We start from the raw sequence: 23,793 nt of genomic DNA, 5'->3' as shown, positions 1-23,793 counted from the left end.
AATCATCCCTAACAATACGTATTTACCCATACAGCCCGCCAAAAAAGAATATGAAATGTGACAATATCGGCAGTGATAAGCTAAAAAAAGAATCACTTAAAGTATGTCAAGAAAAGGTAATTGTTTAGGCAATGTAATTATTGAAAACTTATATGAAATATTTAAATCTTAGCTGTTCTGTTTTAAAAAATTTAATTTAATCCAAATTACACGGAATCTAGAGTATCACATTAATGACAGCTTCAAATCAAATGGAAACAAGCGGAGCCCGAAAGAATATCGAGCTCCGCTTGTTTCAAAATTAATTACAAATTTTGGGAGTAGTTTAATGAGACGGATTCTATTAATATTTTAAATGTTATTTGATAATAGCGGAGCAGGCAACCCTTGCTCCAGCATTTCCGGCCGGTTGTGACACATAATCATCAGCACCTTGATGCACAATTAAACCTTTTCCTATTATGTTTTTAGTTTCATCTGCAGAGCCAATGCCCCATTCACTAGTCCTAAAAGTGATGGTGCCATTTCCTTTTTCATCAGCAGTAAAATTACCGATATCTCCTTTATGCGCTTCGCCTTCTCCTAATTTTCCGTGTTTTTTAAACGTTGGATTCCAGTGTCCACCCGCGGAACTTCCGTCAGCAGCTGTACAATCTGACTTCTCATGAATATGTATTGCATGAATTCCAGGTGTTAATCCCGTTAATTTAGCGATCATCGTCACTGTTCCTTTATTTTCTACAAATGTGGCTGTTCCGGTTACATTACTTTCGCTTTTTGATTCGAAAGCAATCACTAATGTTTTATCATTATTTAAGGAAGTATTGGTTTTGCAACCAATTAAAACGGCTAACCCAATTCCAAATAGTAAAACTAACTTTTTCATAATATGTTTTATTTCAAAGATAAGAAATTTTGGAGTGCTGAGCAGGAGATTCCCTTGCTAATAATTTGGTAATAGCATCTAATTGGTGAACAATATCGTTGTAATTTTGTAAGGAATGTTTATAATACGAACAAAAGTCCTAGTTTTGCTGTTGTATTAATAATAGTAAACGATATAATTGTAATTTTTCTTTTTAGAAAATAGTAAAAAAGAATTAAAAATAAATGAAACACAGAGAAATAGCCACCATTAGCTGGAGTTTACTCAAGCGCACGTATCAGGAATTTGACGATGACAATGCCATAAAATTAAGTGCTTCATTATCGTATTATACCATATTTTCATTGCCGCCTTTATTGATTATTATTTTGTCTATTTTTAGTTTCTTCTTTGGAAGGGAAGCGGTTACAGGGCGTTTTTTTGGTCAAATCAATGGCATGGTGGGTAACGAAGCTGCAATTCAAATACAAGAAACGATTAAAAATATTGAATTGTCCGAGAGTAATACTTTTGCGGCTATTTTCGGAGGTATAATGTTACTTGTAGGTGCGTCAGGTGTGTTTGCTGAAATACAAAGTTCCATTAATTATATTTGGGGTTTAAAAGCAAAACCCAATAAAGGAATCATGAAATTTATTAAAAACAGATTGATGTCATTTTCTATGATTGCATCTGTTGGTTTTTTATTAATGGTCAGTTTGATGGTTAACACAGCAATGGATATTGTCAACACACGATTACTTATTTATTTTCCGGACACCACGGTTTATATATTTTATATTTTCAATGTTCTGATATTATTTGCAACGACAACCATTTTGTTTGCTATTATTTTTAAAACTTTACCAGATGGAAATATCGCTTGGAAAGACGCTTTGATTGGTTCCAGTTTTACATCGTTCTTCTTCATGTTCGGTAAATTTGCAATTGGTTTTTATTTAGGAAGCTCCACCGTTGCTACTGTTTACGGTGCAGCTGGATCCGTTATAATTATTCTAATTTGGGTGTATTATTCGGCTATAATCTTATATTTTGGAGCCGAATTTACTAAAGTTTATGCAAATTCACATGGAAAAAAAATTATTCCAAATGATTATGCCGTTGGTATTAAGGTTGAAGTGATTGAGATTAAAAAGAAAAAATCGGATGTAATTCCAGATGAAGAGAAGGAATAGAATTATAAATTTTCCCAAGCACACTATAAAAGCATAAAAAAACCGCCTTGTTTTCAGGAACAAGACGGTTTAAAAAAAAACTAAAAACTAATTTTTATTAGAAACAATATTCATTTTCAGCTACTAATTTTGCTGTAATTGTTTCTCTTAATGCCACTACATTCGGCATGTTTGTGTATTTTGTAAAACGACGTAATCCCATAAGCATCATACGTTGTTCATCGCCTTCGGCAAAAGAAATAATGCTTTCTTTTCCTTTTTGATTTACAATATCTACCGCTTTGTATAAGTATAATTTTGCCATTGCAATTTGCTCTTGTACCTTTGCCTCACCTTCTTTTTTAACTAGTTTTTCAGTACGTAAGATGGTGCTTTCTGCCATATAGACTTCAATCAACATATCTGAAGCAGCCATCAATAACTGCTGATGAGCGTCTAAATCTGCACCAAATTTTTGAACAGCACTTCCTGCAACCATTAAGAATGATTTTTTCAAATTTCTAACGATTTCTTTTTCTTCTGCAAATAATTCAGAATAATCAGGAGTTTCAAAAGATGGAATTCCCATTAATTCTTCAGAAACTTTCATTGCAGGTCCTAATAAATCAACATGCCCTTTCATTGCTTTTTTAATCAACATTCCTACTGAAAGCATTCTGTTGATTTCGTTTGTTCCTTCATAAATACGTGCAATTCTGGCATCTCTCCAAGCACTTTCCATCGGAGTATCCTCAGAGAATCCCATTCCACCAAAGATTTGAATTCCTTCATCGGCACAGTTTTGTACATCTTCAGAAACAGCTACTTTTAAGATAGAACATTCGATTGCATATTCTTCAACACCTTTTAATTCTGCTTCTTGATGTGAAACTCCTTCGGCTTCACGAGATATGATTCTATCTTCAATATCTTTAGCAGCACGGTAAGAAGCGCTTTCTCCAGCATAACAACTTGTAGCCATTTCTGCTAGTTTTGCACGAATAGCACCAAACTGAGAAATTGCTGTATTGAATTGGATTCTTTCATTAGCATATTTTACTGAACCTGAGATTACTCTGCGCTGAGCGTCCAAACAAGCAGCTGCTAATTTGATACGACCTACGTTCAAAGCATTCATCGCAATTTTGAAACCGTTTCCTCTTTCTGACAGCATGTTTTCAACAGGAACTTTCGTTTCACTAAAGAAAACTTGACGTGTTGAAGAGGCACGAATTCCTAATTTGTGCTCTTCTTCACCCATAGAAATTCCATTGTCAGGAGTGTTTTCTAGGATAAAACCAGTAATATTTTTGTCATCGCCAATACGGGCGAAAACGATAAACAAAGAACAAAATCCTGCATTTGAAATCCACATTTTTTGTCCTGTGATTTTGTAATGTGTTCCATCCTCAGATAAAACGGCTTTTGTTTTTCCAGAATTAGCATCCGATCCAGCGCCTGGTTCTGTCAAGCAGTAGGCTCCAAACCATTCGCCTGAAGCTAATTTAGGAACGTATTTTTGTTTTTGTTCTTCTGTTCCGTACAAAGTGATCGGCATTGTTCCAATTCCGGTATGCGCTCCAAAAGCAGTTGAGAAAGATCCCGTTGCTCCCGAAATATAATCACAAACCAACATTGTGGAAACAAATCCCATTCCTAATCCTCCATAAGCTTCCGGTACAGCAACTCCTAAAAGTCCTAAATCCCCTGCTTTTCTCATGGTTTCTTCTGTATAGGCGTAATCTTTTTTCTCAAAACGATCTTTGTGTGCCCATAATTCTTTGTCTACAAACTCTTTTACAGAGTCACGCATCATTAATTGCTCTTCTGAAAAATCTTCTGGTGTGAAGATATCTTCGCATTTTGTTTCTTTAACGAGGAATTGTCCACCTCTTGTTTTGTCGCTCATGACTTTATTATTTTAAATTTTGAATTATAAATTTTAAATTATTTTGTATTGTCTTCCTGAGAAGTTTTAATAATTTTTGTTATTATATTTATTATGTGTTCAATTTCAATTAAATAATTTGACATCGAAATTGATGTTAGGTTTGATTTTTCTAATAAACGCAACCAATATTTAGTTTCTCTTGCTTCTTTAGAAGCTATTGCCATTTTATGAATGAAATCTTTTCTTGATTGCGCTGCTATTGCTTCTTCAACATTAGCTCCAATACTTGTTGCAGATCTTAGTATTTGTTTCGAAATAATGAATTCATTTTCTTTTTTAAGCTGAATGAAAAGATTTACAATTGACAAAGCAAAATCAAAAGTTTTTGTAGCAATTATATTCTCTTTAATATTCATCATTTAAAATAAATTTAAAGCAATTCGTAAATCCCTGCTGAACCTTGCCCAGTTCCTACACACATACTCACAATTCCGTATTTACTTCCTCTGCGTTTCATTTCGTCAAATAATTGAACCGAAAGTTTAGCACCTGTACATCCCAGTGGATGACCTAATGCAATCGCTCCACCATTGACATTGATGATATCAGGATTTAGGTTTAATTCTCTCGTTACTGCTAATGCTTGTGATGCAAATGCTTCGTTCAATTCAATTAAATCTATATCATTCAACGTTAATCCAGCTTGTTTTAATGCTTTTGGAATTGCTTTTACCGGTCCAATTCCCATGATTCTTGGTTCAACTCCTGCAGATGCAAAGTTTACCAATCGGGCGATAGGAGTAAGGTTCAATTCTTTTACCATTTCTTCGCTCATGATTAGAACAAATGCTGCTCCATCACTCATCTGAGAAGAGTTTCCTGCAGTTACGCTTCCGTTCGCTTCAAAAACTGGTCTTAAACCTGCCAAAGCTTCTACAGAAGTTCCCGCTCTAGGACCTTCATCTTTATTTACGATATACGATTTAGTTTCTTTTTTACCGTTCTCGTTGATAAACGTTTGTTCTACTGTAATAGGAACAATTTGTTTGTCAAATTTACCTTCGGCTTGTGCTTTCAAGGCTTTCATGTGTGAGTTATAAGCAAACTCATCTTGGTCCGCACGAGATACATTGAATTGTTTGGCAACCGCTTCAGCAGTTAGTCCCATTCCCCAATAGTAATCTTCGTTACCCGCTTTTGCAACAGCATAATCCGGAGTAGGTTTATAGCCTCCCATTGGAATAAAACTCATGCTTTCGGCACCACCGGCTATAATACAATCTGCCATTCCCGATTGTATTTTGGCTGTAGCCATACCAATTGTTTCTAATCCAGACGCGCAATAACGATTTACGGTTACACCCGGAACGTCTTCAATTTTCAATCCCATTAAGGAAATCAATCGTCCCACGTTTAAACCTTGTTCGGCTTCTGGCATTGCATTTCCTACCATTACGTCATCAATACGTTTTTTGTCGAAATCTGGCAACTCATTCATCATGAACTCGATGGTTTCTGCTGCCAATTCATCAGGACGTTTGAATCTGAACACACCTTTTGGAGCTTTCCCCACGGCTGTTCTGTATGCTTTAACTATATAGGCTGTTTTCATTTATAAAAAGTATTAAGATTGGAGTATTAAGTATTAAGACTTCCCAATCGTTATAATTATTGGTTTTTTAGTGTTTTTTGAAGTGCAAAATTCATATTACTCACCTCGACTAATTCATTTATTATTGGTGTAATTTTTAATTCATCTATTAATCCAAGACGTTTAGAAATCATTAATTGAGTTATCAATTCAAAAGTTGAGCCATTAGCTATTCCTAAAAAATGTGCAAATTCATTTTTAGAATTTCTTCCAGAGCCTTCTGCAATATTTGAAGGTATTGAAACTGAACATCTTTTCATTTGACTAGTAAGATTGAATTTTTCTTCTTGAGGTAGAGTAGTGCAAGCCCGATAAACATTTTCAGTAATGTCCATTGCTTTTTGCCAGATTTTTAATTTTTCAAATTGGTGCATAATTGTCGTTACTTAAATTATTAACTCTTGATACTTAATACTCAAACCTTAATACTCAAATTTCTAGTTTCGTAGCGGTTTCCCTTTGGTTAACATAAATTGAATTCTTTCTAATGTTTTTCTTTCTGTACAAAGAGATAAGAAAGCTTCTCTTTCAATGTCCAATAAATACTGCTCGCTCACTAAAGTTGGTTCTGATAAATCTCCACCAGCCATTACATACGCCAGTTTATTAGCAATTTTCTTGTCGTGTTCCGAGATGTATTTTCCGGCTTCCATTTGGTCTGTTCCTACTAAGAACATTCCAAGAGCTTGTTTACCCAAAACTTTTACATCCGTTCTTCGAATTGGTTGTGTGTAACCGGCTTCTGCCATTAATAAAGCGTGTTTTTTTGCTTCAGCAATTTGACGGTCTTTATTCACTACAATAATATCTTTCCCTTTTTGTAAAAGTCCAGTATCAAAAGCTTCGTAACCTGAAGTAGACACTTTTGCCATCGCAATGGTCAAGAAATACTCTTGTAGAACATTCAACTCTACGTCATTTTTATGAAATAAATCCGATGCTCTCAACGCCATTTCTTTCGATCCACCACCACCTGGAAGTACACCGACACCAAATTCTACTAATCCCATATAGGTTTCTGCTGCAGCAACTACTTTATCCGCATGCAAGCTCATTTCGCAACCACCGCCAAAAGTCATTCCGTGTGGCGCAACCACAACAGGAATTCCAGAATAACGAACGCGCATCATCGTGTCTTGGAACATTTTGATGGCCATATTCAACTCATCATATTCTTGTTCCACTGCCATCATGAAAATCATTCCGATATTGGCTCCAACAGAGAAATTCGCTGCTTGATTTCCAATAACCAATCCTTGATATTCTTTTTCAGATAAATCAATCGCTTTATTGATAGCTTGTAAAACATCGCCACCAATCGTATTCATTTTAGATTGGAATTCTAAATTCAAAATTCCGTCTCCTAAATCTTGTATAATTGCACCGCTATTGCTCCACACTTTTTTGCTTTCGCGAATGTTGTTCAGGATAATAAAGGAATCCTGTCCCGGAACTTTAGTTTGTGATTTTGTTGGAATATTGTAGAAAAAAGTTGCTCCTTCTTTTACAGAATAAAAGCTTGTACTTCCAGAAGCCAACATATCATTTACCCAAGCAGCTGGTTCAAGACCTTCCGCTTTCATGATTTCGATTCCTTTTGCAACACCAATGGCATCCCAAATTTCGAAAGGACCATTTTCCCATCCAAAACCGGCTTTCATCGCATCGTCAATTTTGTATAATTCATCTGAGATTTCAGGAATTCTGTTCGAAACGTAAGCAAACATTCCTGCAAAACTTTTACGGTAGAATTCGCCTGCTTTGTCTTTTCCTTTTACCAAAACTTTAAAACGGTCAATTGGTTTATCAATCGTTTTTGTCAGTTCCAAAGTAGCAAATGAAGCTCTTTTAGCCGGACGGTATTCTAAAGTATCTAAATCCAAAGACAAAATATCTTTGTCTACTTTTTTATAAAAACCTTGACCTGTTTTGCTTCCCAACCATTTGTTTTCCATCATTTTGTTGACGAAATCCGGAAGTTTGAATAACTCGTGTTGTTCGTCATTTGGGCAGTTTTCATAAATTCCGTTGGCAACGTGTACCAAAGTATCTAATCCAACTACATCAACCGTTCTAAAAGTAGCTGATTTTGGTCGACCAATAACTGGACCAGTCAATTTATCGACTTCTTCAATCGTTAATCCCATTTCTTTTACCAAATGAAACAAACTTTGAATTCCGTAAATCCCGATTCGGTTTCCAATAAATGCCGGAGTATCTTTGGCCACGACCGAAGTTTTTCCTAAAAATCGAGAACCATAATCTGTAAGGAAATCCAAAACTTCAGTTGAAGTTTGTGGGCCAGGAATGATTTCGAATAATTTTAAATAACGCGCAGGGTTAAAAAAGTGGGTCCCACAGAAGTGTTTTTGGAAATCATCGCTTCGTCCTTCACTCATAAAGTGAATTGGAATTCCGGATGTGTTTGAAGTAACTAAAGTTCCCGGTTTTCTGAATTTTTCAATTTGTTCAAAAACCATTTTCTTGATGTCCAAACGTTCCACTACAACCTCAATAATCCAATCCACAGTAGCGATTTTCGCCATGTCATCCGTGGTATTTCCAGTTGTGATTCTGCTGGCAAATTTCTGACTGTAAATAGGAGAGGGTTTCGATTTCAGGGAATTGGCCAAATGCTCGTTCACTAATCTGTTTCTTACTATTTTGCTTTCTAAGGTAAGACCTTTTTTAGCTTCCGCTTCGGTCAGTTCTCTTGGAACAATGTCTAATAATAGGACTTCAACTCCAATGTTAGCAAAATGGCAGGCAATTCCTGAACCCATAATTCCGGATCCAATTACTGCAACTTTTTTAATTGTGCGTTTCATATAAAATAATATTTGATTTTCATTAGAAAATGACAGCGCTATTGTTATTGATGAATATCAATTACAGCAGTATCATTTTCTGTTTTTTCAGTTTGTTTCGCCAGTTCGATGACGCTCGTGTGCGTAAATATATTTTTGTCTTGAATTAATTCATTGATTGTTTCCGCAACTTCTATAAAGTGCTGCAGTTTCTCTGCCGAAATAGTTTGTTTCACCGTTTCATTAAACTTCAATACGGTATTCTTTGATAATTCTCTTTTTTCTTTACCAAAATCAGTCAGGTAAATCAAAACGCCACGGCCATCTACAGGGTTTTTCTTCCGAATGATTAATCCTTTTTCTTCCATCGATTTTAGGGTTCTGGTCAGGCTGGTAGCTTCCATTCCCATTTTTGGACCTAAAGAAGTCGATGGCGTTCCACCTTCCTTATCAATACTCAATAAAGCGAAACCAGTAGCCATGCTCGCATCGTATTTAGAAGCTTCTTCATTATACATTCTGGCCACTGCTTGCCAAGTGGCACGTAAAATATAATCTATTGTTTTATCTTTCATAAGGAACTATATCGTTTTCAAATATAATAAAAAATACTATGCATGCATAATATATTCAATTATTTTTTTGTTAAAAAGTATTAAATATAAAAAAACTCTACTGAAATAGAGGAAATTATGCTGTTTTTTTAGGAGTAATTAATTTTTTTGGCGTTTCCCTGCGGGTCGGGCTGTTCGTTGTATCTTTTATAAATCCCAATCCCGAGGCTTCGGGATGGGGATTTATAAAAGGATGCCACTTCCATCCCTTACGCAAATTGTGCAAAGGAGATTGATTGGGGATTGTAGTTAAATTGGCGGGATTAATTATAGAATCTGTTGATGAGATACTTCCTTTGTCAGTATGACAAAGGAGGAACTATAATAATGATTAGAGGATTATTATAGTCATGAATTAAAAACAAAAAACCACGAACAGCAATTCGTGGTTTTTTTTATGATAAATATTTTTACTATTTACTTTTCCTAAACTCCCCATGATCCACATCTTTCAAGAATTGAATCACACCCGGGAAATAGGTTTTAGGATCATCGTATTGTGAAAGGTGGCTTCCGTTAGGGCAAAACAAGAAACGCCCATTTTGAACTTCATTAGCAATCCATTTCATGTGCTCTGGATCCATCGTGTCGTATTTAGAACCAATACTCAATGTAGGTACGGTAAGTGTTTTTAATCTTGCTTTGACATCCCAATTTTTTAGAGTGGCATTTCCAGTCATTCCAAATTCGCTTTGGCCTTGCATAAACACATATACATTTGGATTAATGTGCTTGAAACATCTGTTGATGGATTCCGGCCATTCTTCAAGAGGCATTCTTAAAATGTGTTCCGTGTAGTAATATTTAAAAAGTAATTCGCTGTATTTTGGATTGTCAAAATCATTATTCTTTTCTATATCCTGTAATTGTTTTAGGATTTTAGGATCCATTTGAGGTGCCAGAACGTCTTTTGCGTAAGCATTGTATTCAGGAGCACTCGCCATCATATTCGAGATAATCAAGCCTTTTAGGTTTTTTTGGTATTTCAACGCATATTCCATTGCTAGAATTCCGCCCCAAGATTGCCCCATTAGGTAAAAATTAGAACTGTCTAATCCTAATGCGATGCGCACTTGCTCGACTTCTTCCACAAAGCGTTCATTGGTCCATAAGCTGTTGTCGTTAGGTTGGTCGCTGTAATACGAACCCAACTGGTCATAATATATGTATTCGATGCTTTCGTTGGGGAAATAGCCGTCAAAGGCTTCGTATAATTCATGTGTCAAACCGGGACCGCCGTGCAGCAACAACACTTTTATTTTAGGATTGTTGCCCACTCGTTTGGTCCAGACTTTAAACGTGCCTTTTGGTGTTTGAATCGGAATCATTTTGATACCTCCCGTGAGTTGGTCGTCCCGTTTGGAGAAATCTAAATAACTTGCTTTGATAGAATCTTCCTTTGGTTTTTCCTGACAATTAGAAAATAAGAACACACCTATGATGGAGCAGATAAAGAATTTTAGTTTCATAACAGAACGATTTTGTATCGACTAGTTGTAGATTTTATGGAACAAATCAATGTATTTCTCCATTACTATTTTTCGTTTCAGTTTTAGTGTTGGGGTCAATTGTCCACCTTCAATAGACCATAAATCTGGGGTCAATTCAAAACGTTTTATTTTTTCCCAATTTCCAAACTTTTCATTCAATTTATCCACTTCAAGTTGGATGCGCTCGATAACTTTTTCGTTGGCAATTATTTCTTCATTGCTTTTTCCAATATTGATTCCGTGTATAACAGCCCATTCTTTGATAAAATCAAAACTAGGTTGAATAAAGGCTGCGGGCATTTTTTGTCCATCACCAATTACCATGATTTGTTCAATAAAACGAGATTGTTTCATCGTATTTTCGATTAATTGCGGCGCTATGTATTTTCCACCTGAGGTTTTGAACATTTCTTTTTTACGATCGGTAATTTTCAAGAATCCGTCTTTGTCAAAAATCCCAATATCTCCGGTGTGGAAATATCCGTCTGTGATTACTTCGTTCGTCAGTTTTTCATCTTTGTAATAGCCCATCATTACGTTTGGTCCTTTGCACAGGATTTCGCCATCTTCAGCAATGAGTACTTCTACATTATCAATCACTTTTCCCACCGTTCCTACTCTGAAACCACCATTTCTAATATCATTAACTGAGATTACAGGGGATGTTTCTGTTAATCCGTACCCTTCCATTACGGGAATTTCTGCTGCTGCAAAAATTCGTGCTAGCCTTGGTTGCAAAGCAGCACTTCCAGAAACCATTAAATCAAGATTTCCACCCAAACCTTCTTTCCATTTACTGAAAATAAGTTTACGGGCAATTTTGAGTTGGAATTCATACCAAAATCCATTTTTACCATAGGGCTCATAGATTAATCCTAAATCAATAGCCCAAAAGAATAGCTTCTTTTTGATGCCGGTTAACTCGGTTCCTTTGGCATAGATTTTATCGTATACTTTTTCTAAAAGTCTTGGAACAGCAGTAATTACTGTTGGTTTTACTTCTTTTATGTTGTCACTAATTTTGTCTATTGATTCTCCAAAATATACCGATACACCATAGTATTGGTATAAATACAAAATCATTCTTTCAAAAATATGGCAAATAGGGAGAAAGCTCAAGGCTCGACTTTTACCTGCTTCAAAAGGAATTCTTGAGGCACTATCCAATACATTTGAAACAATATTTTTGTGCGAAAGCATAACGCCTTTCGGCTTTCCTGTTGTTCCCGAAGTATAAATTATAGTTGCTAAATCTTCTGTTGTTACGTTGTTTTTACGGTTTTCAACTTCACTTTGATTGCCAGTGTCTACACCAAGAATCAATAAATCATTCCAGTTTTTACATCCTTCAATTTCGTTAAATGAATAAACTTCTTTTACGTTTGGAATTTTATTTCGAATTAGATTTACTTTTCGAAGCACTTCGACATCCGATACAAAACAATAGATTGCACCGGAGTGGTTCAGAATATATTCATAATCATCTTCAGAAATTGTAGGGTAAATTGGAACGGTTTGCGCACCAGTTTGCAACACACCAATATCCATAATATTCCATTCTGTTCTATTATTAGTAGAAATAATGGCAATTTTATCGTCTTTTTGAACGTTCATTTTCAAGAGCGCCCTCGATACCGCATTGGCTTTGGCAATATATTCTTGTGTAGAAGTTTTTATCCAAACTCCATTTTGCTTTGTTGTTAAAGCATCTGGAATTGAAGTGTATTTTTCTTGTTGATAATAAGGAAAATCAAAAAGGCGGGTGATATTTATCATTATAAAACTATTGGATTTGATTGCAAATTAAAAAAAAAATGGGGATAAAAATTAAAAATTGGAAATTATATCGTAAAATTTTCGGTGATTATTGAAAAACAACGAAATCGTTTTCTGAGATTAAGGTGTAAAGAGTTGATTTTAAATATAAAATCGTCCCACGAAAAATGATTAGAAGCGCAATGAAAATTTAAATAGGGACTTTTCATAAAATTTTTAAAAATTTTGGACTATGAGAAAATACAGCGGTAATCCTATCGTAATATTTATTGGAAAAGTTACTGCCAGCGCCATAGGTAAAAATAGTCCAGGATTTGCTTTGGGAACGGTTATTTTCATTGCGGCAGGGACAGCAATATAAGATGCACTTGCGGCTAGTACGGCAAAAATAAAACGATTGGTTATGTCCGTTGTCACTATCGAGCTTAGTATTGCAAACAGGCATCCATTGAATAAAGGAATCACAATTGCAAAAAGGAAAGGAAACCACCCAAATGAGAAGAATGATTTGAGTTTTCGACCACTTGTTATTCCCATATCTAATAAAAATATGGCCAGAAAGCCTTTAAATAGATCATTAGTAAAGGGCTCAATACCTTGCGCTTGTTTTTCGCTGGCCAAGAAACCAATTACTAAACTTCCAAGAATAAGCAACACACTTCCGTTTGTTAAAGAATGTTTAAGGACAGTACTTTTTTCAATAGTGGTTGTTTTATCTTTATTAAAAAAAGATATTAAAACGAGGCCTATGATAATGGCAGGGGATTCCATTAAGGCCATTATAGCAACCATGTGACCATGTAGCGCTAATTGTTGCGACTCCAAAAAAGAAACTGCTGTGACAAAAGTTACCGCACTAACGGAACCATAAGCTGCAGCAATAGCTCCAGAATCAAAGACACTTAATTTTCGTTTAAGAATAAAAAAAGTGTAGAGCGGGATTGTGGAGGAGATGAAAATTCCAAACAGCATGGACCAAACAATTTCGCTCGTAAATACTTCATGTGATAATTCTTGCCCTCCTTTAAATCCTATGGAGAAAAGTAGGTATAGAGAGATAAATTTAGAGGAATTGGGTGGTATTTCTAAATCGCTTTTTAAATATACTGCTATGATTCCTAGTACAAAAAAGAGTAATGCCGGATTCGTTAGATTTTCAATTAATAAATTAAGGTTCATTTTTTTTTGATTCGTTGATTTTGTTACTAATTTAATTTGTAGGGTTTAGATGTATTCAATGTTTAAAATGCTATCTGATTTTTGAAAACTTCAATCTCATTCCGGTTTTCGATTCATTAAATACTCCCTTGTTAAATACAATTGTTCCGTTGACTATTGTTTTTATAATTTTACTTTTAAATACTTGATTTTCAAAAGGCGACCACTTGCATTTGTAAAGAATATTATTTGGAGTTACTGTCCAAGGTTTATTGATGTCTACTAGCACTAAATCAGCAAAATAGCCCTCGCGAATGTATCCTCTTTCTTTAATTTTATAAATAAGAGCAACATTGTGGCACATTTTTTCTACAATTTTTTCTAAGCTAATCTTTCCTTGATGAAACAATTCAAGCATTACAGGCAAAGCATGTTGCACTAATGGTCCTCCAGACATAGCCTCAAAATAGGTGCCTGATTTTTCTTTTAGGGTATGAGGTGCATGATCGGTGGCAATGATGTCTAACCTATTTTCTAATAGCGATTGTAAGAGACCATTTTTATCTTGTTCCGTTTTTATAGCGGGATTCCATTTTATTTTAGAACCTAATTTTTGATAATCATGGTCTGAAAACCAAAGATGATGAATGCAGGCCTCCGCTGTGATTCGCTTTTCACTTATTGGGGTTGTATTGTCAAATAAATTGGCTTCTGCCAAAGTAGAAATATGAAATAAATGCAGCCTGTTGTTGTGTTCTCGAGCTATTTTCAATACTCGTTCTGTTGCGGTCACACACGCGTCCTCGTTTCTTATTTTAGGATGACAATCAAAGGGAATTTCAGCACCATATTGTTTGCGGTACCATTCTGTATTTCTTTTGATGATCGCGTCATCTTCACTATGCAGGGCAATAAGTGTCTCTGATCTCGAAAAGAGTTTTTCTAAAAAATCAGGATAATTTGCCAAAATACCTTCGTCATTATTAAAATAAAGTCCATCATCAGTAATACCGCAAACATTTTCGGTATCTGTTTTCAAAGCTTCTTCTAAATTGTCTTTGTTAATTCCCATAAAAAAGGAATAATTGACTAAAGAAGTCTGAGAAGCAATGGTGTATTTATCTTCCAGTAATTGTTGGGTCAAGGTATTTGGTATCGTGTTTGGCATTTCCATGTATGAGGTAATGCCGCCCGCAGCTGCTGCTTTAGATTCTGAATAAATTGTTGCTTTACTGGTAAGCCCTGGTTCTCTAAAATGGACTTGATCATCAATAATACCGGGCAAAAGGTACAATCCTTCTGCTTCTATGATGTATGCTTCCTTATCAGTAATGTCTTTAGAAATGGTTTCGATACGTTCTCCAACAATTAAAACATCAGTAATTTTTATTTGACCTTCATTGACTACAGTAGCATTTTTAATTAAAATCCTCATTAGTTATGTGTTTTGGACGCTCTTTCTAATCGATCGTTAATTGTTCTTCCTAGGTCATTATCAGGGAAACGTTCTGCAATGATAACATCAATTTGCATTGTATCAAGTTCATGCAGAGCTGCGTATAAATTTGAAGCCGCTTCTTGTAAATTGCCGGAAGGAGAAAGACTAATTTGGCAAACAACGGCTGGATTCTTTTCGGTTTTTTTAAATAATAATAAACCAATTTTTTTACCTGAAAACAGCTTGATTTTTTCTAAAACGTTAGTTGTTAAAAATAAAGTCGATTTTGGAGCATAATGTCTTGATAGCATGCCAGGCGCTTCAGGCGCGTTTTCATTTTTGTTTAAAAGAGATACGGGTCCTACACTATTTTCAATTTCTTCTTTTGAGATGGCTCCCAGACGATAAATAATTATTTCATCGTCATCAAAGCCAACAATTGTTGATTCTATTCCTGCTTTGCATACACCGCCATCTAAAACCATCTTGAGTTTGTCTCCAAAATAGTTCTGAACATGTTCCGCTGAAGTTGGACTAATGGAACTAAATGGGTTTGCACTGGGAGCTGCTAAAGGAAAATCGAGTTGGTGCAAAAGGGAAAGTGCAACAGGATGATTTGGAATCCTAACGGCCACTGTTGGCTTCCCAGCAGTAATGCGATCTGGGACCGATGCATGTTTTTTTAGCAAAAGAGTTAGTGGTCCTGGCCAAAATTTTTTTGCTAAAATTTTTGCAGATTCAGGTATTTCTATGGCTACTTTATTTAAATCCTCTATTTTTTTAATGTGTACGATTAAAGGATTGAATGAGGGTCTTTGCTTTGTGCGGTAAATGGTATCAATTGCTTTTTCACTGTAGATATTTCCTGCTAAACCGTAAACAGTTTCTGTAGGAAAACCAATTATGTCTTCCATTTTTAAGAGGTCAACAGCGAGTTCAATATCATTGCTAATCATAATTTATTTAGGGATTGCAAAAATCACAATACATTGGATCTTCGGTTAATTTTTTATTTGGATATTTTTCTTCTTTTGTAAAAAAACATTTCTGACAAGTATAACTATAGCTTAAAGTTGATCGAGTGGGACAGTTGCATAAACTGCAGGGTAAACCTACTTTAGCATTAGTAATTCCAAATCCTGGTGTGTGGCACTCTGGACAACAGGATTGTATTTTTTCGATGAGTTTTTTTGTAGCCTTTTCAATTACTTTCATCCGGGTAGGGTTATACATTGCTCGCATGTCCGTTTCAATATAGGCCATGCCAAATTGCTGTATAAATTTTTGAAAAATACTATTTAGGGATTCCCAATCTGTGATTCCTTTTTCAACTTCAGTACAATCGTCTTTTGTTTTTCTTACAATTAAACCATGGGAAGGGAAATTTACTTTGTCAGCAAATTCCTTTAATTGTATCACAGTTTCAATCTGAGCGCCATTAAAGTTCGTTTCGAGACTCAATTCTCGGGCGATAATTTCTAAATTATTTTTTTTATCAAGGAATAGCACTATTTCATCATTGGCGTGAGCAAAAAAAAGGGAGGGATGAGATCCAAAGGAACCTTCGGTAGCAATTACCATGTCGCAATCTGTCAGAGCTAAGGCCATTAGACATTTATTTCTAACAGTTGTAATGGGGTCGTCCTTACGTTCTATTTCGCCTGTAAATGTTCCCAGTAAATCCGAATCAAAGTCTGAAATAACAAAACAGTGGAGACCGAGTTCTTTTTCAAAAAGGGGAGCTATTACTTTTTCTTTCTCATGCATAGTGGCAATGAGTAACTTTCTTTGTGCGAACATGTGTTATTCAATTGTAATCAAGATATCGGTATCTATTTTTATTTTTAGATTCTCTTTTTTAGCGTAACTTATAATTTGGTCAATAGTTGCTTTCGCTCCTGTGAGTTCTACTACTCTTTTTAAACCAGCTTCATCAGCCGTACCTGATCGAATATCATTGCTAAAGTTTTTGAGGTTGTGGAAATTAATTTTTGTATTTATCAGATTAAATAAAACTTCTTTGGCTTCTTCATTCGTGAATAACCCTTTAGTCAATTGAATTTTTTGAATTTTTTCCATTTGTGAAAATTGGTTTAATAGTATTAAAGGATGGCAGACGAATAAGGTTTAATAGCGCAATAAAAATTACGGCATAAGATAACTCGGTCAATATTAAATCGTCAAGCTGAATTATGCATATTATGGCTGTAATCAAGACAGCAGTCCAGAGCATTAGTGTCAAAAAGATTTTTGTTGGTTTCATGTTTTATCGTGGAATTTATATATTTCGGATTAATAAGAACACTACAGTACAATACTAATTTTTGATTGTGAAAGCTCTACAGATAATAAGTCGTCAATTAGTATGGTGACCACTAAAGCTGAAATTAAAACAGCAGTCCAAAGCATTATTCTAATAGCAGATTTTGTTAGTCTCATTTTTATGTTGAATTAGCAGTACGCAAGACAATTATAGCGCAGTATAAAAGATATGATTTGCAGTACTAATTTTTTATGTTTTATTGTTCGTGAAGCTAAAGGTAGTTTTGCTTTACATTTGGAATTACTTCGCTTAACTTATAGTTTATCAAAAGTTAAGCGAATGTCATAAGCACCTACATACGTCATTAATATCCTATTATTTGGTTACTAATTCAAAATATTAGAAAAGTAAATGATATAGAGCAAATTCCAGCGCACGCTTGCGTACGGCAATTCCTTTTTTATAATTTTCTTGTTTTTTCATTTCAAAAATAATCGTAAATAAAAATTTGTTGTTTCTTAAAATACTGGTAATTAAATATCAACAAATTTGAGTATTTTTATCTATAAATTTTTATTTATATTTGCAATACTAATCATTAAATAAATTTATGAACTATACTTTGCATCAACTTCAGATATTTTTAAAGGTAGTCAGAACTAAGAGCGTCACAAAAGCATCCGAAGAGCTACACTTAACACAGCCTGCGGTATCTATTCAACTCAAAAATTTTCAAGATCAATTTGATATTCCCTTAACCGAAGTGGTTGGTAGGAGATTGTATGTAACCGATTTTGGGAATGAAATCGCTGAAGTCGCAGAAAAAATAATAAATCAAGTCGAGGCCATCAATTTCAAAACGATGGCGTACAAGGGACAATTGACAGGCCGATTAAGAATTTCTATTGTTTCGACAGGTAAATATATCATGCCATTCTTCTTAGCAGATTTTATAAAAAAACATTCCGGTATCGAATTGCAAATGGATGTAACTAATAAAAGTGGAGTAATTACTAGTTTGGAAAAAAACGAAGTAGATTTTGCCTTGGTGTCTGTTTTACCCGCGACCTTGAATATAGAAAAATTAGATTTGCTTCAAAATAAATTATATTTGATCGGTGACTCTAAAACAGAATTTAAAGAGGCAATAAATTTAAATGAGATATTCAAAAATATGCCATTAATTTATAGGGAAAAAGGTTCTGGCACGCGCCAAACAATGGAGCGCTTTATCGAACGAAATGCTGTTGTAATTCCAAAAAAAATGGAACTTACATCGAATGAAGCAGTCAAACAGGCCGTGATAGCGGGATTAGGATGTTCTATTGTGCCCTTGATTGGAATCAAAAATGAGTTATCGAATCAGGAACTGCAAATTATTCCTTTTAAAGGTTTGCCAATTAAAACAACTTGGAGTTTGATATGGCTCAAAGGCAAAAAACATGGTCCAGTAGCTGCCGCACTCTTAGAATATATGATAAAAGAAAAGGATAATATTGTTAAAGAAAAATTCAATTGGTACGAGCACTATTAGCGTATTTGCTATTTTTAAATTGTAAATAAATTATTTACAGGTTTCATATTAATAGTTTCAAAGTGTTTCTATAAGCATTAATTAGCTATACAGACTTTTGTAAAATAACACCTGTTTCAATTTTATGAAGTATCAAGTCAGTCATTGCAACTATAAAACTGTAAATAGTAGGCGTGCATAGTATGTTTACTTATATTTGTTTCAACTAAAACTTAAAGCAATGATAAAGCCCACATTAACCGCTCTTTTAAACATTCACAGACCGCTAATAATGGCCCCAATGTTTTTGGTTTCGAATACAAAAATGGTAATTGAAGGAATGAAAGCAGGTGTGGCAGGTTGTATACCGGCCTTAAATTACAGAACTTTAGAGGAATTACGGGCTTCAATTCTGGAGCTGAAAGCTGCCAAAGTGCCAGGAGGAAGTTTTGGATATAATTTGATTGTCAATAAATCAAATATAAAATACAAAGATCAATTAGCTGTTTTATGTGCTGAGAAAGTAGATTTTATAATTACTTCTTTAGGTTCACCCGAAGAAACCATAAATGCCGCCCATAAAGTAGGAATAAAAGTTTTTTGTGACGTTACCGATTTGGCTTTCGCCAAAAAAGTTGAAAGTTTGGGTGCTGATGCTCTAATCGCAGTCAATAATTTGGCTGGAGGACATAGAGGGAATCATTCGCCGGAAGATTTAATAAAAGAGTTGGATTTGAACACTACATTGCCCGTTATTTCCGCAGGTGGTGTAAGTACTAAAGCGGATTTAGATACAATGTTACGTTATGGTGCAGTTGGCGTATCTGTGGGTAGTCCCTTTATAGCCTCAATCGAATCAGGCGTTTCTGAGGAGTATAAACAAGCTTGCGTCGATTATGGTGCTAAAGATATTGTTCTAACGGAAAAAATATCGGGTACGCCTTGCACAGTAATCAATACACCTTACGTTCAAAAAGTTGGAACGAAGCAATCATGGATTGAAAGGACTTTGAGCAAGAATAAAAGTTTGAAAAAGTGGGTAAAAATGATTCGCTATCTTTTGGGATCTAATGCCGTTACCAAAGCAGCTACCGAAGTGACTTACAAAACAGTTTGGGTGGCTGGTCCTACCATTGAAAACACGATTGCAATCCGACCCGTTTCCGCGATTGTTGATACATTGACGGTCTGATTTTATACAGTTTTATGGTTCTCCATTTTAAATTGTAGGGCAACTTCCGACTTTTTCCGAAACACAATTTTTATCCTTGTCCTCTTTTGTGTTTCCTTTTATTAATATGCTAGTTTTTATTTTCAATACAGCTATAAATAATATTCTACAAAAAAAAGCGCTCTCCATAGAGAACGCTTTAGGTGTTTAGTAGTAAAAATTATTTAGTATCAATCCATTTCTTAGCATTTACAAAAGCTTCATGCCAAGGAGAAACTTCATCGTTTCTATCCTTTGGATAATATGCCCAATTCCATTGAAAAGTAGAACGCTCAATGTGTGGCATCATCACCAAGTGGCGACCCGTTTTATCACACAACATTGCTGTGTTATAATCCGACCCATTTGGATTTGCAGGATAGCTTTCGTATCCATATTTTCCAACAATATTATAATTTTCTTCACCCATTGGTAAGTTAAATTTTCCTTCTCCATGCGAAACCCAAACGCCAAGTGTACTTCCTGCTAATGAAGAAAGCATCACTGAATTGTTTTCTTGAACCGTAACCGATGTAAAAATACTTTCGTGTTTGTTACTTTCGTTGTGCAGCATTTTTCCGTGTACTTCATGTTCCGGATTAATGACTTCCAATTCCATGAACAATTGGCAACCGTTACAAATTCCAACAGACAATGTGTCTTCTCTTTTGAAGAAATTGTCTAAAGCGGTTTTTGCTTTTTCATTGTATAAAAATGCTCCGGCCCAACCTTTGGCAGAACCTAAAACATCTGAATTAGAAAAACCTCCAACAGCTCCAATAAACTGAATGTCTTCCAAAGTTTCACGACCTGAAATCAAATCGGTCATGTGAACATCTTTGACATCAAAACCGGCTAAATACATTGCATTTGCCATTTCACGCTCCGAATTACTTCCTTTTTCACGGATAATAGCAGCTTTTGGTCTCTCTACTGCGCTCGAGATGACAGGTAATTTTCCTGTAAAATGTGTTGGGAAAGTATAGTGTAACGCTTGGTTTTTGTAATTATCGAAACGTGCCTGAGCCGTTCCGTTCTTAGATTGTTTTCGGTCTAATAAAAATGAAGTCTTGAACCAAATATCTCTATATTCTTTTATGTCAAAGGTCAAATTCCCAAGGTCTAAAATCCCACTGTCAACCACTGTTCCTAATTTATAGAAAGAAACGTTAGTTGCGTTTAATTTAGATTCCACTTCCGCATCTGATTTTGCTTGAAAAACAATTCCGATATTTTCAGAGAACAGGATTTTTACCAAATCTTTTTCTTCGAAAACAGAGAAATCTATTTTAGCTCCCAAATTCACATCAGCAAAACACATTTCCAATAAAGTGGTAATCAATCCACCACTTCCAATATCGTGTCCTGCAAGGATATTGTTTTCTAAAATTAATTCTTGAATCGTATTGAACGCTCTTTTGAAAAATGCAGCGTCTTTTATCGTTGGCACTTCTTTTCCAATAGTATTCAACGTTTGCGCAAACGAAGAACCACCTAATTTGAAATCATCTTGCGATAAATTAATATAATAAATAGAACCGCCGTCTCTTTGTAAAACAGGTTCTACTACTTTTCTAATGTCGGTACAATTTCCACCTGCTGAAATAATTACCGTTCCCGGTGCGATTACTTCTTCATTTGGATATTTTTGTTTCATTGAAAGTGAATCTTTCCCGGTTGGAATATTGATTCCCAATTCGATTGCAAAATCCGAACAACCTTGCACAGCGGCGTACAAACGAGCATCTTCTCCTTCGTTTTTACACGCCCACATCCAGTTAGCAGACAATGAAAGTCCGTCTAAACCATCTTTTATTGGAGCCCAAACAATGTTAGACAATGCTTCAGCAATAGCCGTTCTGCTTCCCGCAACAGGATCAATTAATGCGGCAACAGGAGAGTGACCAATCGAAGTAGCAATTCCTTCTATTCCTTGATAATCCAAGGCCATTACACCACAATTATTCAATGGTAATTGTAAAGGTCCAGCAGTTTGTTGTTTGGCCACTTTACCACCCACACAACGGTCTACTTTATTGGTCAACCAGTCTTTGCAAGCAACTGCTTCCAGTTGAAGTACTTGTTCTAAATAGGTAGAGATATTTTTTACTGAATAGTCTAAATCAGCATAGTTTCTAACGATGGTTTTATCCGTCATTACTACTTTTGGAGAACTTCCAAAAAAGTCTTCCAAAGCAAAATCCATTGGTTTAGCACCAGTTGATTTGGACTCGAAAGTAAAACGGTGATCTCCCGTTACGTCTCCTACTTGGTACATTGGAGAACGTTCACGGTCAGCAATTTTTTGCAATAAATCGATGTTTTCTTTGGCGATAACCAATCCCATTCTTTCCTGAGATTCGTTACCAATTATTTCTTTTGCCGAAAGGGTAGGATCTCCCACAGGCAATTTATCTAAATCGATTAATCCACCAGTATCTTCCACTAATTCCGACAGACAGTTTAAATGTCCACCAGCTCCGTGATCGTGAATAGAAACAATTGGATTGATATCACTTTCTACCAAACCACGAATGGCATTGGCAGCACGTTTTTGCATTTCTGGATTCGAACGTTGTATCGCATTCAATTCTATTCCTGAACTAAAAGCACCTGTGTCAGCTGAAGAAACTGCAGCTCCACCCATTCCAATTCTATAATTTTCTCCACCCAGGATAACAATTTTATCACCTGTTTGTGGTTTTTTCTTAATCGCTTGATCTAATTTTCCGTACCCAATTCCACCTGCTTGCATGATCACTTTGTCGAAACCTAGTTTGCGAGCATCTTCTTCATGTTCGAAAGTCAGGATAGAACCTGTAATTAACGGTTGTCCAAATTTATTTCCAAAATCAGAAGCTCCGTTTGACGCTTTGATTAAAATATCCATTGGTGTTTGATACAACCATTTTCTTTCGGTCATACCGTTTTCCCACGGTCTTCCCTGAGCGGAGTCGGACGGGGCTTCCAAACGAGAGTATGAAGTCATATAAACTGCCGTTCCTGCCATTGGCAAAGAACCTTGTCCACCTGCTAAACGATCCCGAATTTCTCCACCAGAACCCGTTGCAGCTCCGTTGAAAGGCTCTACCGTTGTTGGGAAATTATGTGTTTCTGCTTTTAATGAAATAACCGAATCAAATTCTTTTACTTCATAATAATCAGGCTTGTCAGCACTTTTTGGAGCAAATTGTTGTACTCGTGGCCCTTTTACAAAAGCAACGTTATCTTTATATGCCGAAACAATATCGTTAGGGTTTTCCTGAGATGTTTTCTTGATTAATTTGAATAAAGAAGATTCTTTTTCTTCCCCGTCAATGATAAATTTTCCGTTGAAAATCTTGTGACGACAGTGCTCTGAATTGGCTTGTGAGAAACCAAAAATTTCAGAATCGGTTAGTTTACGACTTAATTTAATCGCTAAATTGTCTAAATACTCTACTTCTTCCGGACTCAAAGATAATCCTTCTTGTTTGTTGTAAGCAGCAATATCATCAATGTCCAAAATGGCTTCCGGAAGTACATTGATAGTAAAAATATCTTGATTTAGCTCGGCGTACTTTTGCGAAAGCATCGGGTCAAAATCAGAAAAATCAGCGGTTACTTTGTGAAATTCTTCGATTCTAATGATACCGGATATTCCCATGTTTTGGGTGATTTCCACAGCATTAGTGCTCCAAGGCGTTATCATTGTGGCGCGAGGACCAACAAAAAAATCCGTCAACACGGATTTTTCTATTTTATTGGAGTTGGCAAAAAGCCAGTTTAATTTTGAAATGTCTTGAGCCGATATCTCGTCTGCGCTCGATATGTTTTGCGTGTGTACGGCAAAAACAGTTTTGCTTTGGTTTTCAAAGAAATGGATCATTGTTCTGTAGTTTGTTGTATTGCGGTGCAAATTTAGACAATTAAGATTAAATTTTGGCTATAAAAAAAGCGGCA

At 35.5% G+C, this 23,793-nt stretch carries 19 protein-coding genes; 3 read left to right on the top strand and 16 right to left on the bottom strand.

The features are described from left to right. Positions 1-358 precede the first annotated feature (358 nt). Positions 359-886, bottom strand: coding sequence for a superoxide dismutase family protein (locus E0F91_RS03610; RefSeq protein ID WP_132064991.1), 528 nt, complete (start codon positions 884-886; stop codon positions 359-361). A 224-nt stretch (positions 887-1,110) separates the two neighbouring features. On the opposite strand from E0F91_RS03610, the gene E0F91_RS03605 reads away from it, so the two are divergent. Beyond that, a complete protein-coding gene (locus tag E0F91_RS03605; protein ID WP_132064990.1) occupies positions 1,111-2,061 on the top strand; it encodes a YihY/virulence factor BrkB family protein in 951 nt (316 codons plus the stop codon). Between the two features lie 97 nt (positions 2,062-2,158). On the opposite strand, the gene E0F91_RS03600 is transcribed toward E0F91_RS03605, so the two are convergent. From E0F91_RS03600 to E0F91_RS18070, 14 genes are all read right to left on the bottom strand, one after another. Continuing rightward, positions 2,159-3,949 (bottom strand): acyl-CoA dehydrogenase family protein, encoded by a 1,791-nt coding sequence (locus E0F91_RS03600; RefSeq protein ID WP_132064989.1) that lies wholly within the window; start codon positions 3,947-3,949, stop codon positions 2,159-2,161. A gap of 38 nt (positions 3,950-3,987) precedes the next feature. Beyond that, positions 3,988-4,347 (bottom strand): four helix bundle protein, encoded by a 360-nt coding sequence (locus E0F91_RS03595; protein ID WP_424955332.1) that lies wholly within the window; start codon positions 4,345-4,347, stop codon positions 3,988-3,990. Positions 4,348-4,361: 14 nt separating this feature from the next. Next, positions 4,362-5,543, bottom strand: a complete 1,182-nt coding sequence (locus tag E0F91_RS03590) for an acetyl-CoA C-acyltransferase (protein WP_132064987.1) — start codon at positions 5,541-5,543, stop codon at positions 4,362-4,364. Positions 5,544-5,599: 56 nt separating this feature from the next. Next, positions 5,600-5,956 carry a four helix bundle protein gene (locus E0F91_RS03585; protein ID WP_132064986.1) on the bottom strand — a complete coding sequence of 119 codons (357 nt, stop codon included), beginning with the start codon at positions 5,954-5,956 and terminating at the stop codon, positions 5,600-5,602. 63 nt (positions 5,957-6,019) lie between these two features. Continuing rightward, a complete protein-coding gene (locus E0F91_RS03580; protein WP_132064985.1) occupies positions 6,020-8,410 on the bottom strand; it encodes a 3-hydroxyacyl-CoA dehydrogenase/enoyl-CoA hydratase family protein in 2,391 nt (796 codons plus the stop codon). Between the two features lie 44 nt (positions 8,411-8,454). Beyond that, a complete protein-coding gene (locus tag E0F91_RS03575; protein WP_132064984.1) occupies positions 8,455-8,964 on the bottom strand; it encodes a MarR family winged helix-turn-helix transcriptional regulator in 510 nt (169 codons plus the stop codon). A 452-nt stretch (positions 8,965-9,416) separates the two neighbouring features. Continuing rightward, complete coding sequence (locus E0F91_RS03570; protein ID WP_132064983.1) at positions 9,417-10,472, bottom strand: proline iminopeptidase-family hydrolase; 1,056 nt, start codon at positions 10,470-10,472, stop codon at positions 9,417-9,419. A 21-nt stretch (positions 10,473-10,493) separates the two neighbouring features. Next, positions 10,494-12,269 carry an AMP-dependent synthetase/ligase gene (locus E0F91_RS03565; protein ID WP_132064982.1) on the bottom strand — a complete coding sequence of 592 codons (1,776 nt, stop codon included), beginning with the start codon at positions 12,267-12,269 and terminating at the stop codon, positions 10,494-10,496. 216 nt (positions 12,270-12,485) lie between these two features. Then, positions 12,486-13,448 (bottom strand): sodium-dependent bicarbonate transport family permease, encoded by a 963-nt coding sequence (locus E0F91_RS03560; RefSeq protein ID WP_132064981.1) that lies wholly within the window; start codon positions 13,446-13,448, stop codon positions 12,486-12,488. A 70-nt stretch (positions 13,449-13,518) separates the two neighbouring features. After that, positions 13,519-14,862 (bottom strand): dihydroorotase, encoded by a 1,344-nt coding sequence (locus tag E0F91_RS03555; protein ID WP_132064980.1) that lies wholly within the window; start codon positions 14,860-14,862, stop codon positions 13,519-13,521. Next, on the bottom strand, positions 14,862-15,821 hold the full coding sequence (locus E0F91_RS03550) for an L-threonylcarbamoyladenylate synthase (RefSeq protein WP_132064979.1): 960 nt from the start codon (positions 15,819-15,821) through the stop codon (positions 14,862-14,864). The genes E0F91_RS03555 and E0F91_RS03550 overlap by 1 nt, the downstream gene beginning before the upstream one ends. A gap of 7 nt (positions 15,822-15,828) precedes the next feature. After that, positions 15,829-16,665: a DUF6671 family protein gene (locus E0F91_RS03545; protein ID WP_132064978.1), complete on the bottom strand. Its 837-nt coding sequence runs from the start codon at positions 16,663-16,665 to the stop codon at positions 15,829-15,831. Positions 16,666-16,668: 3 nt separating this feature from the next. Beyond that, positions 16,669-16,944 carry a hypothetical protein gene (locus E0F91_RS03540; protein ID WP_132064977.1) on the bottom strand — a complete coding sequence of 92 codons (276 nt, stop codon included), beginning with the start codon at positions 16,942-16,944 and terminating at the stop codon, positions 16,669-16,671. 225 nt (positions 16,945-17,169) lie between these two features. Beyond that, positions 17,170-17,304 carry a hypothetical protein gene (locus tag E0F91_RS18070; protein WP_279432781.1) on the bottom strand — a complete coding sequence of 45 codons (135 nt, stop codon included), beginning with the start codon at positions 17,302-17,304 and terminating at the stop codon, positions 17,170-17,172. A 434-nt stretch (positions 17,305-17,738) separates the two neighbouring features. Here E0F91_RS18070 and E0F91_RS03535 point away from each other — a divergent pair, with 434 nt between their 5' ends. Next, positions 17,739-18,662, top strand: coding sequence for a LysR family transcriptional regulator (locus E0F91_RS03535; protein ID WP_132064976.1), 924 nt, complete (start codon positions 17,739-17,741; stop codon positions 18,660-18,662). Between the two features lie 220 nt (positions 18,663-18,882). Beyond that, positions 18,883-19,833 carry an NAD(P)H-dependent flavin oxidoreductase gene (locus E0F91_RS03530; protein WP_132064975.1) on the top strand — a complete coding sequence of 317 codons (951 nt, stop codon included), beginning with the start codon at positions 18,883-18,885 and terminating at the stop codon, positions 19,831-19,833. Between the two features lie 199 nt (positions 19,834-20,032). Here E0F91_RS03530 and purL read toward each other — a convergent pair whose 3' ends face one another. Beyond that, positions 20,033-23,719: a phosphoribosylformylglycinamidine synthase gene (gene purL, locus E0F91_RS03525; RefSeq protein WP_132064974.1), complete on the bottom strand. Its 3,687-nt coding sequence runs from the start codon at positions 23,717-23,719 to the stop codon at positions 20,033-20,035. Positions 23,720-23,793 lie beyond the last annotated feature (74 nt).

It is taken from the genome of Flavobacterium sandaracinum (assembly GCF_004349135.1).
GTDB classification, from domain to species: domain Bacteria; phylum Bacteroidota; class Bacteroidia; order Flavobacteriales; family Flavobacteriaceae; genus Flavobacterium; species Flavobacterium sandaracinum.
The sequence above is the reverse complement of the archived record's forward strand: the minus strand, read 5'-3'. Positions and strand labels throughout refer to the sequence as shown.